The organism is Cardinium endosymbiont of Oedothorax gibbosus (genome assembly GCF_936981045.1).
Lineage (GTDB): Bacteria > Bacteroidota > Bacteroidia > Cytophagales > Amoebophilaceae > Cardinium.
The window spans coordinates 120,201-137,146 of record NZ_OW441264.1 but is presented as its reverse complement, the minus strand read 5'-3'; the positions used below and the strand labels follow the sequence as shown (position 1 = coordinate 137,146).

General features: G+C 36.5%; 14 protein-coding genes. 10 read left to right on the top strand and 4 right to left on the bottom strand.

The genetic code is table 11. From position 1 onward, the window contains the following. Positions 1-19 precede the first annotated feature (19 nt). From hemW to NBW36_RS00595, 3 genes are all read right to left on the bottom strand, one after another. Positions 20-1,234: a radical SAM family heme chaperone HemW gene (hemW, locus tag NBW36_RS00605; RefSeq protein WP_250238415.1), complete on the bottom strand. Its 1,215-nt coding sequence runs from the start codon at positions 1,232-1,234 to the stop codon at positions 20-22. A 297-nt stretch (positions 1,235-1,531) separates the two neighbouring features. Continuing rightward, positions 1,532-4,003: a valine--tRNA ligase gene (locus tag NBW36_RS00600; RefSeq protein ID WP_256465583.1), complete on the bottom strand. Its 2,472-nt coding sequence runs from the start codon at positions 4,001-4,003 to the stop codon at positions 1,532-1,534. Between the two features lie 153 nt (positions 4,004-4,156). Then, on the bottom strand, positions 4,157-4,333 hold the full coding sequence (locus tag NBW36_RS00595) for a hypothetical protein (RefSeq protein ID WP_250238412.1): 177 nt from the start codon (positions 4,331-4,333) through the stop codon (positions 4,157-4,159). Between the two features lie 799 nt (positions 4,334-5,132). Here NBW36_RS00595 and mtaB point away from each other — a divergent pair. The 3 genes from mtaB to sufB all read left to right on the top strand — a co-directional run bounded on the left by mtaB (position 5,133) and on the right by sufB (position 9,299). Further along, positions 5,133-6,449 (top strand): tRNA (N(6)-L-threonylcarbamoyladenosine(37)-C(2))-methylthiotransferase MtaB, encoded by a 1,317-nt coding sequence (gene mtaB / locus NBW36_RS00590; RefSeq protein WP_250238411.1) that lies wholly within the window; start codon positions 5,133-5,135, stop codon positions 6,447-6,449. A 104-nt stretch (positions 6,450-6,553) separates the two neighbouring features. Beyond that, a complete protein-coding gene (locus tag NBW36_RS00585; protein WP_250239037.1) occupies positions 6,554-7,261 on the top strand; it encodes an IS6 family transposase in 708 nt (235 codons plus the stop codon). 598 nt (positions 7,262-7,859) lie between these two features. Further along, positions 7,860-9,299: a Fe-S cluster assembly protein SufB gene (sufB, locus tag NBW36_RS00580; protein ID WP_250238409.1), complete on the top strand. Its 1,440-nt coding sequence runs from the start codon at positions 7,860-7,862 to the stop codon at positions 9,297-9,299. An 82-nt stretch (positions 9,300-9,381) separates the two neighbouring features. On the opposite strand, the gene NBW36_RS00575 is transcribed toward sufB, so the two are convergent. Next, entirely contained in the window at positions 9,382-10,089 is a 708-nt protein-coding gene (locus NBW36_RS00575) for an IS6 family transposase (RefSeq protein WP_250239035.1), read from the bottom strand. A 455-nt stretch (positions 10,090-10,544) separates the two neighbouring features. Between NBW36_RS00575 and NBW36_RS00570 the strand changes: the two genes are divergently transcribed. From NBW36_RS00570 to NBW36_RS00540, 7 genes are all read left to right on the top strand, one after another. Then, positions 10,545-11,366: a hypothetical protein gene (locus NBW36_RS00570; protein ID WP_250238407.1), complete on the top strand. Its 822-nt coding sequence runs from the start codon at positions 10,545-10,547 to the stop codon at positions 11,364-11,366. A gap of 668 nt (positions 11,367-12,034) precedes the next feature. Further along, a complete protein-coding gene (locus NBW36_RS00565) occupies positions 12,035-13,285 on the top strand; it encodes a hypothetical protein (protein ID WP_250238405.1) in 1,251 nt (416 codons plus the stop codon). Between the two features lie 152 nt (positions 13,286-13,437). Further along, positions 13,438-14,145: an IS6 family transposase gene (locus NBW36_RS00560; protein ID WP_250239027.1), complete on the top strand. Its 708-nt coding sequence runs from the start codon at positions 13,438-13,440 to the stop codon at positions 14,143-14,145. Between the two features lie 346 nt (positions 14,146-14,491). Beyond that, entirely contained in the window at positions 14,492-14,869 is a 378-nt protein-coding gene (locus NBW36_RS00555; protein ID WP_250238403.1) for a hypothetical protein, read from the top strand. Further along, complete coding sequence (locus NBW36_RS00550) at positions 14,850-15,617, top strand: DUF6048 family protein (protein ID WP_320412873.1); 768 nt, start codon at positions 14,850-14,852, stop codon at positions 15,615-15,617. Before NBW36_RS00555 ends, NBW36_RS00550 begins: the two co-directional genes overlap by 20 nt. A gap of 78 nt (positions 15,618-15,695) precedes the next feature. Continuing rightward, positions 15,696-16,250 (top strand): signal peptidase II, encoded by a 555-nt coding sequence (locus NBW36_RS00545; RefSeq protein WP_250238399.1) that lies wholly within the window; start codon positions 15,696-15,698, stop codon positions 16,248-16,250. A gap of 33 nt (positions 16,251-16,283) precedes the next feature. After that, positions 16,284-16,859, top strand: coding sequence for a lipoprotein signal peptidase (locus tag NBW36_RS00540; protein WP_256465582.1), 576 nt, complete (start codon positions 16,284-16,286; stop codon positions 16,857-16,859). The last annotated feature ends 87 nt before the right edge of the window (positions 16,860-16,946 follow it).

Below are 16,946 nucleotides of genomic sequence, written 5' to 3'. Positions count from 1 at the left end.
AGCAGAGGACATTGAGCGATTAACCACCCACAAAAAGATCACTTGCTATTTTATCAGCTAGCAATTTACCACTATTTGTTAAATAAAGTGTATGGCCAATCAAATTGGCCAATCCGCATAGGATAATTTTTGCTAAATAATCCTTTTGTGTGACCATAAGGTCAATAGCATATTTTTCACGAATCCAAGCCAGGTCACATCCCCAGCAGGTTCTGATACTGGTCATAATATATTCATTTACATGATTGGCCATCGTTAATGTTTCTTCCGTATAAGGCAGCTTGCCATTTTGAATGGCTTTAATATACAGTGCATTATGGGAAATATTCCATTGCCTTTGCAGACCATTATAGGCATGTGCACCAGGTCCTATACCTATATATAGGCCGGATTTCCAGTAGTTTGTATTGTGTCTGGAGTATTTTTCCGGCTTACAAAAATTAGAAATTTCATAGTGCAGATAACCCTGTTTGCTACAAGTTGCTACTGCTAGTTCAAACTGTTCTGCCGTTAAGGTTTCATCCATTTCACTTATGCTGCCTTGTTGATGCCAATAGCCAAATACGGTTTTGGGTTTAATCGTCAAACAATAGGCAGAGATATGCTCTGGTTCTAGCAATAGGGCTTGTGTTAAATCGGCATACCAATCCAGCGTTGTAGTACCAGGAATCGCATAAATAAGGTCTAGATTTAAGTTATCAAAGCCAGCAACACGTGCCCATTTTACACTGTTTTGGGCCATGGCACTGGTATGGGCCCTATTCATATAACGAAGTACTTTATCATGAAAGGACTGTATGCCTATGCTGAGTCTATTCACACCCATGTGGTGCAATCCTTGCAATTTTTCAAGCGTTATGTCATCAGGATTTGCCTCTAGTGTAATCTCTGCCGCTGGTACTATAGGAAAAAATCGTAAGAGTTGATGGAGCAACCGCTCTATTTCTGAAAGGGTTAATAGGGAAGGCGTACCTCCACCAAAATAAATGCTGGTAATCGGAATACCTTGCAAATAATCCTGACGCAGCGCAATTTCCTTAAGCATACTGTCTATCATTAATGATTTTAAGGATACTTTAGTACTAAAGTGAAAGTTACAATAGTGGCAAGCTTGCTTACAAAATGGGATGTGTAGGTAAATGCCCGCATGGCTTTTTATTTGTTCTTTGATCCATGGGATCTGACTATTGTAACACAAACTCGTAATGACAGGTATGTAAGGATAACAGGCCAACAAATTTTATAAAAAAGCGCTTTATAAAAATATTTTTTTCTGAAAGTGCGTTAAAAATAGATAAATTTTTGTAAAAAGTTTTAGTTTTCATCTCAATTGGTTTTTTCTTGTTTTTAAGCAATATGGCCAGAAGGCTGCATGCATGTCAAATTTTTTATTGGCGGCCATACGCGATGAGACATACCAACGATTCATAAACCGTTTTTTACGCGCCTGCGCTAATATTTTTCAGGTCAGTGGTAAAAAAGGAATTGATGTGCTGTTTTTTGCTGGATCAACAAACAGCACCCCCATGTCTTATCCCCATACTATCCCTATTGCACATTGCTTACCCACTACTTGTAGGTCCATGCGATCCAACGTTAGGTCATTACATACTACTTTTGTCGCCGTAGTAACGGCTTTAAGATCTTGGCTTAAATCTTCCTCTAAAAGTGTACCACGAATGGCAAGCAATGCAATAGGCGATTTTATAGAAAGCTTACAATCTGCTTTAGCCTTACGTACCAACCCAATGATTACTCTAAGATGGACTACTTGGTTCAGTTGCGATTGACTTACAGTAGCGTGTAATGCCCATTTAGGCCAATTGCCTCTTCGGTGAATAGAACCTTTATGGGGATAAAGCCCCTGAGACAGTTCTTCCGTAATATGGGGCAAAATAGGTGCAAAGAGCTGTAATAGACCATAGAAAGTATGATAAAGCGTTAAAATAGCACTACGCTGACCTTGACCATCCTGCTGAAGTCCATTATAGACCCTAGCTTTACTAATCTCGAGATAATCATCACAAAAAATGGACCAAAAGAATGTTTCTACCGATTCCAACGCCTCTGCATACCGATAGGCTAGTAACTGTAGATAGACCTTTTCAGTCAGTTCTGCCAGCGATTGCAAGAGCCATTTATCTAGCGTATGGGTGATTTTTTGCAACTCAAGCGGGTGATTGAATCCTTCTATTTTATCCAAATGGCCTAAAATAAACCTACCGGCATTCCATAATTTAGTAACCAGCCTTTTCCCATTTTTCATCACATTATCAGAATAACAAGTATCTGAACCTAAACGAGCATGGGCTGCCCAATAGCGGATAACATCGGCCCCATACGCTTGTAAAAGCTTTTCTGGAAGGAGCACATTACCCTTAGATTTAGACATTTTTTGTTTATCTGGCGCCAGGCACCACCCATGGATCATTATATTTTTCCAAGGCACACTATCCTCATGCAAATGGGCTTTGAGTAAAGTATAAAAGGTCCAAGTTCGTATAATTTCATGGGCTTGTGAGCGCAAATCCATTGGAAACAACTTGAGATGCCTATTATAGTCCACACTAAAGTCCTTATGAATAGCATGAGAAGAAAGTTGGGGAGAAATACTACTAGTTGCCCAAGTATCCATCACATCATAGTCTGGTTCTACCTCTGCGCTGGTATAGCCTATGGGTAGATCTTGAAGTGGATTTACAGGCAACTGGTCTATAGTGGGCACCAAAACTTTACCTTCTTCTCCAGATCTTTTAGAATACCAAATCGGAAAAGGAACACCAAAATAACGTTGACGGCTAATACACCAGTCCCAAGCCATGCCATTAATCCATTCCTCTAGCCTATGCTGCATGGCAGCAGGATGCCATTTGAGTTGCTTGACTTTAGCTAAAAGTGCTGCTTTATGGTCCATGGTTCGTACAAACCATTGGGGGGTAGTAAGCATTTCTAAGGGTGCACCAGAACGTTCTGCACATTTTACAGACTGCTGTATGACGGTTTGCTTGACCAACAGCAACTGATCTTTTAAGATTTGAAGGATTTTTTCACGCGCTTCTGATACCTTTAACCCTTGTAATGGACCAGTATGCGTGACCCTACCTTGTTTATTCAGGATGATACAAGTAGGCAATTGGTGTTTTTTCCACCACATTACATCCGTTGGGTCTCCAAACGTGCAACACATCACCAAACCAGTGCCCTTATTGGGTTGAACCAACTCATCTGCTAAAATAGGGACCCTTATATTAAATATAGGTGTAATCGCATAGGTGTGGGCCAGATCCTGGTAGCGCAAGTCATCGGGATGGTAGAATAAGGCCACACAAGCGGGCAACAATTCTGGTCGAGTCGTAGCAATGGGTAGAGGGGCTTGCGTCGCTTCATGTGTAAATAGAATATCATTCATATAGGCGACACGCTCCTTGTCTTCAATATCAGCTTGTGCCAAAGCGGTACCATCTACTGGATCCCATAACATAGGTTGCGCACTACGGTATACCGCACCTTTTTCCAAAAGTGCCAAAAAAGACATCTGCGAAAGCTTACGAGATAGTGGGCTAATCGTCTGATATTCCAAGCTCCAGTCAACCGAAAGGGCCATAGCCTTAAAAAGATTCCTACACTTTTCCTCTTCAGTAACTACTACTTCCCAGCATAATCTTATAAACTCCTCTCTATCCATATCAGCCACACGAACGCCTTTTTGCTTTTCTACCAATCGCTCTGTGGGTAAACCATTATCATCAAAGCCCATTGGATAAAAAATATTTTTACCCAACATGCGTTGAAATCGGACTATAAAATCAGCTTGTGCATAGCTGCAGGTATGGCCTATGTGCAACTGTCCAGAAATACTAGGAGGAGGCGTATCTACCACAAAAGTATCTGCACGAGGCAATGTGGGATCCCAGCTATATAGCGATTCTGTTGCCCAAAAGTGCTGCCAATATTTTTCTCGTTCCAAAAAATTATACCGTTGGGGCAAGGAGAATATGGTCATTTGTTCTTAAGTAAAAAAAATAGTTTGGATATTAAAAATATCACAAATATAACTGGCTTGTAGACATTATCCTACATCTTAATCGCCTAAAGGCTTGTTGTACCTAAGCTTTTTAATCTACACTTAGGCTTAAAAATGTATAAAAAAAAGGATCTAAAATGTCTCTTTCTCACATCCACCAGCTGGTTCATATACTATAAGCTTAACGGGCGCTTGAGCCAAATAAGCCATAAGCGACTTATGCCCTTTATCATTATTACCAAACTCTATGATATACAGGTTTATTTTCTGCATTACAAAAAGATGCATCAAGCTATTTTTTGCTGACATCTAAGTCTAATAACGTGAGTTCGGGATTTATTTGACTGATTTACAACAATTTAATATCAATTATTTAGTTAATATTTGCACCTATTTAACAAGTTTTTATATCTAATTTTATAAATAAAATATATACAATAAACTGATTACCATAATTATTTGTTATTCAACTACCTATTTAACTGTCTATAAAACAAATTTTATAAATTTTCATTAATATTGATTATCAAATTAAAAAATAATCTAATCCCGAACTCACATTAATATTGTATTCATGGTGTATTATAATTATATTTTCTTGTTCTTACATCGTATAAGAAAATGCAACACATTCTTCTGCTATTTTATGCAAAACAAATAATGGCAAGTAGGTAGTTATTCTTTTTTCGACTATATAAAATAAAGTCCAGCAGCAGACCAATAACCTACTTATTTAATATACACTTATTACTTGCTAAGCTAAACCAGATAGGTTGGATCAACATTTTAGCTACGATCATTTTGTAATTTACTATTTAACGTGAGTTCGGGATTAGATTATTTTTTAATTTGATAATCAATATTAATGAAAATTTATAAAATTTGTTTTATAGACAGTTAAATAGGTAGTTGAATAACAAATAATTCTGGTAATCAGTTTATTATATATATTTTATTTATAAAATTAGATACAAAAACTTGTTAAATAGGTGCAAATATTAACTAAATAATTGATATTAAATTGTTGTAAATCAGTCAAATAAATCCCGAGCTCACGTTATTTAACACCAATATAAGTAGCATATCAAATCCTTACTTTAGAAATCGAATGAAAAAAGTTGCTTTTCATACATTAGGCTGCAAACTGAATTTTTCCGAGACCTCTGCCATTGGCCGCTTGTTTACAGAAGAAGGATTTGTTACCGTAACCTTGGCACAACGTCCGCATGTTTTTGTCCTGAATACTTGCTCTGTAACGGAAAATGCAGATCATAAATGTTCAAAAATTGTTAGAGAAACGCTAAAAATGGCACCAGAAGCTTTTGTAATTGTGATAGGCTGCTATGCCCAACTTAAGCCAGAAGAGATTGCGGCCATACCAGGTGTGGATGCAGTATTCGGAACACATGAAAAATTCAAACTACTCGACTGGATTACCGATTGGAATAAAAAAAAATCGGATGAGTTGGCAACCATACAAATTACCTCTATCAAAGAAAGGCTAACCTTCTCCCCTGCCTATTCTATAGGAGACCGCACCAGAACTTTTCTTAAAGTACAGGATGGTTGTAGTTATGCATGTTCTTTTTGTACCATACCACTTGCTAGAGGTCCTAGCAGAAGTGCCACCATTTCAGAAGTGGTCGCACAAGTCCAACCCATTGCTAGCAAAAATGTAAAAGAAATTGTCCTGACTGGGGTCAACCTAGGGGATTTTGGCATTATTGATACCAAACGCCAAACCAATTTTTTTGAACTGATTCAAGCCTTAGATGCAGTAGACGGGATAGAACGTTTTCGCATCTCTTCTATTGAACCCAATTTACTAAACAAGGAAATTATAGATTTTGTAGCTACTTCCAAACGATTTGTGCCACACTTCCATATTCCCCTACAATCTGGTAGTGACAAGATTTTAAAATTAATGCGCCGTCGCTATTTAACCGCACGCTACCAAGAGCGTATAGCAGACATAAAAGCACAAATGCCCGCTTGTTGCATAGGTGTAGATGTACTAGTGGGATTTCCAGGTGAAACAGAAGAAGATTTCTTAGAAACCTATCACTTTTTAAATGGATTGGCTATTGCATATATACATGTATTCCCTTACTCAGAAAGGGCTAACACAAAAGCCGCTCATATGGCTGATGTAGTACCGCAAAAAGAACGTGTAAAACGGGCCAGAATGCTGCGCATACTTTCGGAAAAAAAACTAAGACATTTTTATAGCCAACATCTGGGTCATACCGCTACGGTTTTATTTGAATATGGAGCAGACGACGGCGTTATGGAAGGGTTTACAGAAAATTATATTCGGGTACAACTGCCCTACCAAGAGGCATTAGCCAATAGACTCTGTAAGGTGCTACTCAAGGAAATAAATGCAGAAGGAGTAGTTATTCCAGAATTGGTTGCGTTCACATAAAAGGATTGAGGCCGTTATGATAGGTCGGTAGTATAATTTTGGTTCTGTCGCGTTTATTCTAAAAAATGATTATTTTAGTATCGGTATTTAAAAAAGTAGTTATTATGTTTAATATTTCTCCCGAGTTATTACCATATTTTAAAGGTTATTGTTCTTCATCAGAAGTCATCCTGTTATTTGTGTACATGAAGTGTCGTTTTTCCTTGAGCTATAGAGATTTGGAAGAGATGATGCGTATGAGAGGCGCAAGAGTTGATCATTCTACGCTACAGAGATGGGTTATTAAGTTTGTTCCTCTGATAGATAAAGCAGTAAGAAAAAGAAAACGACCAGTTGGTAGTAGTTGGAGAATGGATGAAACCTATGTTAAACTAAACGGGAAGTGGATCTATTTATATAGAGCAGTAGATCGTTATGGTGATACAGTTGACTTTTTTCTATCTGATCATAGAGACAAGTCTTCAACGCTTTTTTTTTTTCGAAAGGCGATCACAGAAAATAATATTCCTAAGAAAGTAGTAATTGACAAAAGCGGTAGTAATAAAGCTGCCCTTGATGCGATCAATACAGATCTTGATCAAGATCATACCATTCAAATATTGCAAAACAAATATTTGAATAATAGAGTTGAACAAGATCATAGGTTTATCAAAAAACGGATAAAACCTATGCTGGGTTTTAAGAATTTTTATTCTGCTTCCATTACTATTTCAGGGATAGAAAACATTCGTATGATTCAAAAAGGACAAGTAAGAGGAGCTAAAAATCATCTTTCTACTTTTGAGAACTTTGCTATCTTAATGGCCGCATAATATCCAAAATTTGACTTAAACGAAAAACCTATACTAAGAAAACTATAGACGCGACAGAACCTACTTGCATGATAAAATCACTAAAACGTACATAAATCTTGGTAATTGATTACCAATTAACTTATTAACGTGAGTTCGGTATTTATTTGACTGATTTACAACAATTTAATATCAATTATTTAGTTAATATTTGCACCTATTTAACAAGTTTTTATATCTAATTTTATAAATATAATATATATAATAAACTGATTATCAGAATTATTTGTTATTCAACTACCTATTTAACTGTCTATAAAACAAATTTTATAAATTTTTATTAATATTGATTATCAAATGAAAAAATAATCTAATCCCGAACTCAAGTTATTATTATCTCATTAGAAATAGTTACTAAAACTAAATCTTTAATATATTTACATATTCTATTACAGAAGTAGAATATAAATCCATATAAGGGGTAAAATTTTTTTAATGCATCGGCAACGTATTTTTCCACATTCATAAGTGACTTCGTATATTAATTAATACTTTCAAGCAGCTATCTTCTAGTTATCTAATCCTAAACCCACATTAATAAACATTTATCTGGTAAATTATGGAAGCACAAAACATACGAGATATTATTTCATCTGATTACCCATATGGTTTTGAGAGCAATATTCCTGTAGATGCGATTCCAAAAGGCTTAACGGAAGCTACCATTCGCCTGATTGCTGAGAAAAAAAACGAACCAGATTGGTTGCTAAAACGGCGTTTACAAGCTTTTGATCATCTCTCCAAAATAAAAGAGCCTACCTGGGCAAAGGTATCCTATTCACCTATAGATTACCAAAATATTATTTATTATGCAGCACCCAAACAAAAAGCGCAATTAAACAGTTTAGAAGAGGCGGATCCAGAATTATTGGCTACCTTTAAGCGCTTGGGGATTTCGTTAGAGGAGCAAAAAAGGCTAGCAGGCGTAGCTATGGACGTAGTATTGGATAGTGTTTCCGTTGGAACCACCTTTAAAGATACGTTAAACAGGCTAGGCATTATTTTCTGTTCTTTTAGTGACGCCGTTCAAAAGTACCCTGATTTGGTTCAAAAATATTTGGGTAAGGTAGTCCCTATGACCGACAATTACTTTGCTACCCTCAATACTGCTGTATTTAGTGATGGCTCCTTTTGCTACATTCCCAAAGGTGTGCATTGTCCTATGGAGCTTTCCACCTATTTTCGCATCAATGCCACCAATACGGGTCAATTTGAACGCACTTTAATTGTAGCAGAAGAAGATGCTTGTGTTAGCTACTTAGAAGGGTGCACAGCCCCTATGCGGGACGAACATCAATTACATGCCGCCGTAGTAGAGATTTATGCTGAAAAAGGGGCCCATGTAAAATATGCTACTGTACAAAATTGGTATCCAGGCAATAAGGATGGCGTGGGCGGGGTCTATAATTTTGTAACCAAGCGAGGCCTTTGTGCAGGCGCGCATGCTAAAATTTCCTGGACACAAGTAGAAACAGGTTCATCTATTACTTGGAAGTACCCTAGTTGCATTTTAATGGGAGACCATTCGGTAGGTGAATTTTACTCTGTAGCAGTGACTAAGAACAAACAGCAAGCAGATACAGGCACAAAAATGATTCACTTAGGGAAACATACCAAGAGTCGAATTGTATCCAAGGGTATTGCAGCTGGTCAGTCCAGCAATAGCTATAGAGGGTTGGTCAAGCTCACGGCTGGAGCAGCATATGCCACTAATTTTTCTCAGTGCGACTCTTTATTGATGGGAGATAATTGTGGCGCCCATACTTTCCCTTATATAGAAGTAAAAAACCCAACTGGGCAGGTTGCACATGAAGCTACTACCTCTAAAATTAGTGAAGACCAACTTTTTTATTGTAATCAACGTGGTATTGATCATGAGAACGCCATTGCGCTTATTGTCAATGGCTACTGCAAGGAAGTACTCAATCAGTTGCCTATGGAGTTTGCTGTAGAAGCACAAAAACTACTAGCACTTACTTTAGAAGGCAGTGTCGGATAAGGTGACACCATTGGCCAAACGGGTTCTGTCGCGTCTATATTTTCGTTAGTATAGGTTTTTCGTTTAAGTCAAATTTTGGATATTATGCGGCCATTAAGATAGCAAAGTTCTCAAAAGTAGAAAGATGATTTTTAGCTCCTCTTACTTGTCCTTTTTGAATCATACGAATGTTTTCTATCCCTGAAATAGTAATGGAAGCAGAATAAAAATTCTTAAAACCCAGCATAGGTTTTATCCGTTTTTTGATAAACCTATGATCTTGTTCAACTCTATTATTCAAATATTTGTTTTGCAATATTTGAATGGTATGATCTTGATCAAGATCTGTATTGATCGCATCAAGGGCAGCTTTATTACTACCGCTTTTGTCAATTACTACTTTCTTAGGAATATTATTTTCTGTGATCGCCTTGCGAAAAAAAGAAAGCGTTGAAGACTTGTCTCTATGATCAGATAGAAAAAAGTCAACTGTATCACCATAACGATCTACTGCTCTATATAAATAGATCCACTTCCCGTTTAGTTTAACATAGGTTTCATCCATTCTCCAACTACTACCAATTGGTCGTTTTCTTTTTCTTACTGCTTTATCTATCAGAGGAACAAACTTAATAACCCATCTCTGTAGCGTAGAATGATCAACTCTTGCGCCTCTCATACGCATCATCTCTTCCAAATCTCTATAGCTCAAGGAAAAACGACACTTCATGTATACAAATAACAGGATGACTTCTGATGAAGAACAATAACCTTTAAAATATGGTAATAACTCGGGAGAAATATTAAACATAATAACTACTTTTTTAAATACCGATACTAAAATAATCATTTTTTAGAATAAACGCGACAGAACCTTGAAGGTTCACTTACGCATCGCAGTTTTTTACAGGGGACGTTTTTTCTGGTTTGTAGACAGTTTGGCCATTGGTTGAACGGATACGGCTTGTATAATTGAAAAGAAACCATTACATTAACCGTAAGTACAACAGCAACCTGAGGTTATCTAAGGAATCCCAAAAACTATCCTTTTACGAAGCATAGCCTATAAAAGAAATGTATCTACTCTGCTTTTTGCTTGGTCAGAACGCATGCAAGCAATACCCTTTTTAGTAACAAGTTGCGCTACTCTCTACTAAGAGGGGGCTTAAAGCGGACTCTTTGCTTGTCGCAACATTGCCATCCAGCCGAATGAAGCATAAACAAGCAATGATATTGGGAAGTATAACTTAATGAACAGTAAAAATTATGGGGCGCATTAACCTACCTAAACATAGTAAAATACCTATCTTAATAAGTATTTCTAGTTTTCTTCTTTGCGTATTTACTAACGCTTATGCAGGAAATGTAAAAAATACAACCAGTAAAAACTCCCTGACGATCTTACAAAAGATAAAAGAATTTTGCAAGCGACATTCCTCTAAAAAAAGCAAAAAAGACCATTGTGGTTCCATCCCTACCCAAAACAATCAAACGAAGGATGCCTCTAATGAGGCCCTTTTAAGTCAGGCTATGGCACAACCCATAGAGCCAACTGATGGTGATAACAAAAGCGAGATCGTGCTAAATGAATATGAAAAAATAAAAGATCTGTATGCTTACGATCCTATTGGGCAAGTATGGGTGCAAATCAAATCTTTTAAAATTATAAGTGACTGTCGTAATGATAAACCAATAGATTTAACCGTCGATGGTAGCCCTTATATAAATTTTTGGACATACGATTTGTCCAATCAAACATGGCACAAAGTCAACCTTAGACCTTATTTGCAACAACCCAACATCCAGATAAATAGTGATTTCTCTGCCATTGCTACAAAAGAATCAGTCCCACCCAATCATAATAACCCGCTGAATGACGTGGCTGCAGATGCGTTATTGGAAGAATTGCTGGGTGTGCACACATTTATTAAGCCCGCTCATTCTGAGCAGAGTATATGGGCCAACTTTTCATTTGATTTCAGTATAGGAGCTGGAGCTGTTTTTTATAGTAATCGCTTGGAACAGGTGCGTTTATTCCAAAGGCCAAAACAAGATTACTTTTTTATAACTAAGGCCAATGACGTATAGAAGCCCAATTGATTCCACGATGCGCTTAATACGGTGAGGAACTTTGACCAATCTGATCGTATAACATGTTGGTTCTGAAAACGCAACATTTCAAGGCAAAAGGTGGGGGGTGCCTATTAACGTGAGTTCGGGATTTATTTGACTGATTTACAACAATTTAATATCAATTATTTAGTTAATATTTGCACCTATTTAACAAGTTTTTATATCTAATTTTATAAATACAATATATATAATAAACTGATTATAAGAATTATTTGTTATTCAACTACCTATTTAACTGTCTATAAAACAAATTTTATAAATTTTCATTGATATTGATTATCAAATGAAAAAATAATCTAATCCCGAACTCACGTGTCTATGCGATGTACCAAGTATAATCCACCTAAACATGCAAAAAACAAAATATGCCAAGATAAAAATTAGCCATTAAATGGCGTAAGCAAGCTGGAAGGTCTACAAAATTTGCTGGATTGAGATGAATGGTTCCTTGTAAATATTGTTTGTAAGCATAATATTTATTATAATTAGTTATCTGATAGCTCAGTATTTTTTACAACAGTAAGCGCGCTGGTTAGGCGGATAGCTGGCTTTTTAGTCTCTTTTTACAAGGGGGCCTTAAGTAGGACTATAATAAGTTATATAATTTTGAACATGTTATTGCTATGAAAATTAAAATCGCGTTACTTGGCTTATTTTTTGCCAATAGCATCCTACATCCTATATATGCTGATCAATGTGGATTTCAATTAGAAGAAGATGAAGTAGATAAAAAGGCAGAAGAAGCGGCAGAAAAAAAAGATGATTCTAAAAATTTAATAAAATTGGGCACTACTGTTACGATGAGCCCTGCCTTTGTATACCAACGCCAAACGTGGTCGACTAAAAATAGTCTTGGTGCGCAGCTAACATTCAATGCGGATGTGCCAAAAGCTTGGTGTAACAAAGATGCAACCGTAAAGATAGATGCTAAGTGGGATGGAAACACTTTTACCATTAAAAATTCTACTGTAACTATTGGAAGGATGGTAACGATGGGCTATACTTCTAGTATTTTTGGTTATGAAAAAGCAGATCCTGCTTGGTTTATATCCACAGACGCAACTGTGTTGCAACTAAAGTATGAGTATACTTTTGATTGGTTCCGGATGGGTTGTGCTATTGAAAGGCCTGTTGCGCTACAAGTAGGATTGTTTGATAAAAACAAGTCAGCATTGGAAAAAAAAGGTGATAAAGAGGAAGATACAAAGAATCAAAGTATTCAACTAGATCATTTAAAAGATAAGAAACTTCCTTTCAAAGTTAAGAATAGTATACCAGCTAGTGGCTTTAATTTAAGCGTTGTTACGGATCGCTGTAATACTAGCTTAAGTGGCTTACTCCGTTGTACAGACTATACACATAGTACTAATTCTGAAGAAAAAAAATTGCAGCGTATTTATTACGCTACCTACGGTGGGAATTTAGGCATGCAGTATCAAGTGGTACCTAAAAAATTTACAGCTACAGCGCAAGGTATTTATGTGCATGGTTTGGGTGATTACGTATCAGGACTTTCAGCTATTCAAAAAGATGAAGAACGCAAAGAGATGTGTGCGGCCTACTATATAGATAAGGAAAACAATGCATTGTCCTCTATAAATGCATGGGGTCTTGGGGCTACTTTAGAGTACTGTGCAACACCTAAATGGACATTATCTATAAGAGGATCTTATCTGGAAACGGTAGAAGATGCACAAAAGCCTGTTGAAGCCTTTCGGGCTCAGTGGAATCTAATTCCGAAAGTTGCCTATGCAGTCAACAAGTATTTCACGCTTTCTGGCGGATATAGTCTAGTAAAAGAGTGTAGAGTAGATAAGACAAAAAATAAAGCAAGAGAACATAAATTATCTGGAAGTATAAAGTTTAGCTTATAATATTTTATAGACTAGATATTTTTGTAAGTAGTATATTCACTATCTCAGTTGTAATAAAATAGTTATTTTATTACAACTGAGGTAGTTCCGTTCTGTCGCGTTTATTCTAAAAAATGATTATTTTAGTATCGGTATTTAAAAAAGTAGTTATTATGTTTAATATTTCTCCCGAGTTATTACCATATTTTAAAGGTTATTGTTCTTCATCAGAAGTCATCCTGTTATTTGTGTACATGAAGTGTCGTTTTTCCTTGAGCTATAGAGATTTGGAAGAGATGATGCGTATGAGAGGCGCAAGAGTTGATCATTCTACGCTACAGAGATGGGTTATTAAGTTTGTTCCTCTGATAGATAAAGCAGTAAGAAAAAGAAAACGACCAGTTGGTAGTAGTTGGAGAATGGATGAAACCTATGTTAAACTAAACGGGAAGTGGATCTATTTATATAGAGCAGTAGATCGTTATGGTGATACAGTTGACTTTTTTCTATCTGATCATAGAGACAAGTCTTCAACGCTTTCTTTTTTTCGAAAGGCGATCACAGAAAATAATATTCCTAAGAAAGTAGTAATTGACAAAAGCGGTAGTAATAAAGCTGCCCTTGATGCGATCAATACAGATCTTGATCAAGATCATACCATTCAAATATTGCAAAACAAATATTTGAATAATAGAGTTGAACAAGATCATAGGTTTATCAAAAAACGGATAAAACCTATGCTGGGTTTTAAGAATTTTTATTCTGCTTCCATTACTATTTCAGGGATAGAAAACATTCGTATGATTCAAAAAGGACAAGTAAGAGGAGCTAAAAATCATCTTTCTACTTTTGAGAACTTTGCTATCTTAATGGCCGCATAATATCCAAAATTTGACTTAAACGAAAAACCTATACTAAGAAAACTATAGACGCGACAGAACCACACAACCATGCGGTTGAACAGATACCGTCCAGCTAAAGTCCATGGCTAACAGTTGTTTTACAGCCATTTTAACCATATACTTGTAACCTTTTTTCTACATGCTTGTTTCTTTTTCGGTTTCTTTTGTCCCGCTGAAATATCTTCGAAAAGCTTGTATACTCTTTTGGCTATTGGGGTTGCTAGCATGTAAGGACTTTAAAAGTTGGGAAAGTAAATATTCTGATAAGATAAACATTGCATTTGATTCAGAAAAGGATAAGCAGGACAGTAATAAGTTCAAAGATTTGCAGAGCTATAAACTTTCAAAACTGAATTTTAAAATAAAACCGCCCGCTACAAATGGCGACACAAATATTTCATTAAATAAAAAAAATAAGCGACTACCTATACGGCTCGATCCAGATGCCAATGAAGTTAGTTTTGAGTTAGAGGGTTTAGAGAATAATATATACTATCACAAAGTTACCATTCGTTATAAACGTATCGTCTCCCTAATTTCTCCTAAAGCTGGAGGACTTCAGATACAATATGTTATTGAGGGTATAAAATTTAGTCCCAAGAGGCATAAAAGGCCTATCTTTAAGGAAGGTAAAAGCGAAAATCCAGTTCCCTTGAAAGGAGAGAGAGAGAAAGATAAAACGCATGTTATCTTATATTATTAGACTGCTATTTTTTATTTTGGGTTGTACGTTGCCTCAGTATATAATGGCCAAGCATAAAGCGCCCCAAAATAGGATCTGGCCAACTACCTGGTACCTTGGTGTAGATCTAGCGAAAACTTTCGTGGGTTGGTACCAAAACACAGGCCATGCTTATGAAATACATGGGTCTATCGATTTTAGCGACATCTTATTGGATGTAGACTATGGATTGGGGCACATTCAGCGTAATCACACGCAATACAACGGCTCCTTTGCATCTGCTACTGGTCCTTATTTTAGAATGGGCTTAGGGTATAATTTTTTGACATCCACTGCAGATCACAATCAATTTTTTATAGGCTTCCGTTATGCCAGAAGCTTTTTGGGTTTTCAACTAAAGAGTGATAAGTTTCAGTGCAACCACCCACGAGATAAAGGTTGCGATAAGCAGTGTATCCTTCCTCCTCCGTTTCTTCGGGATATAAAAAGTAGTGCCATAGCCCATTGGTGGGAAATTGTAGCAGGCGGAAAGGTATATCTGATGCATATATTATCTATTGGCTGTACCGCTCGCTACAAGTTCGGTAAAAGAATAGCAAATAATTTAATAAAAGATAATGTATATGCTTTGCCATTTGATATCCCAGGTTTTGGCTTGGCAGCATTTGACCATGCTTTTGGTTATAGTTTGTATATTTTATTGCGCATTCCACTACAGAAAAGCAATAAGACTTACCATGAGCATGTTCCTCAAAAAAGCGTAACCTAAGCCCATTTAATCTTGTAAAAATATATTACACGTTATTGTATCATGAAGCGGTATGGAAAATACATTTTAGTATTGTTATTGATCATTCTTGCAGATCAAGGATGCAAGCTTTGGGTATATAGTCATATGGAGTTAGGTCTAGATCACCAGATTAAAATATTTGGCAACCTATTTAAGTTGACCTATGTTCTGAACTATGGCATGGCTTTTGGGTTGCAATTTGGCTTTAAGTATGGAAAACTATTGATCACCTTTGTGCGTCTTTTTGCTTCGTTTTATATTGCACTTCATATTGTTCAATCACTGGCTCAGTCATCCCCTGCGCTTTGGATTTGGGGATGGGTATTGCTTTTAGGAGGTGCTATGGGCAATACCATTGATAGTATTTTTTATGGTGTTTATTTAAATAATGCACCCGACATAGCGCCTATGAAGTGGTTTCATGGTCAGGTAATTGATATGCTCTATGTTGATTTTTGGTCTGGTCTTATGCCCCATTGGGTACCTATTTGGGGAGGAAAAGAGGTCTGCATTTTACCTATTTTCAATATAGCAGACCTGGCTATTTTTCTCGGATTAGGGCTTGTTTTTTGTTCTTTTAGTACATTGGCTCTATCGAAAAAAAAGGATTAAGTAATGGATCTTATCGTATAAAAATTTGTGTATATGAAGCAGTTTATAAAATATTTTTCTATTGTATGGTTGATTATCTTGGCAGACCAAGCGTTTAAACTTTGGGTGCACACCCATATGGCAATGGGGACAGATGGGCAAATTAATCTTTTGGGCAATGTCTTGAAGCTTACCTATACTTTAAATGCTGGAATGGCTTTTAGTATCCATTTGGGTTTTAAGTATGGCAAGTTATTGATTACTATGTTCCGTGCTTTGGCCTCTTTATCTATTTTGGGGTATATCATTCAATCTATAAGAAGCAATGCACCTGCTGCTTGGATCTTCGGATGGGCCTTGGTTTTAGGAGGCGCTATTGGCAATAGTATAGATAGCATTTTTTATGGTGTATATTTGAATAACGCACCTGCTGACGCCCCTATGAAGTGGTTTTATGGTCAGGTAATTGATATGCTGCATATTGATCTTTGGTCTGGCGTTATGCCTAGTTGGGTACCCATTTGGGGCAATTACTATGTATATTGCCTTCCTGTTTTTAATATAGCTGATGTAGCTGTATCTGCTGGATTAGGGTTCTGTCTCGTTTATTCTAAAAAATCATTATTTTAGTATCTGCAGTTGAAAAAGTAGTTATTATGTTTAATATTTCGCCCAAATTATTACCTTATTTTAAAGGCTATTGTTCTTCAGCAGAAG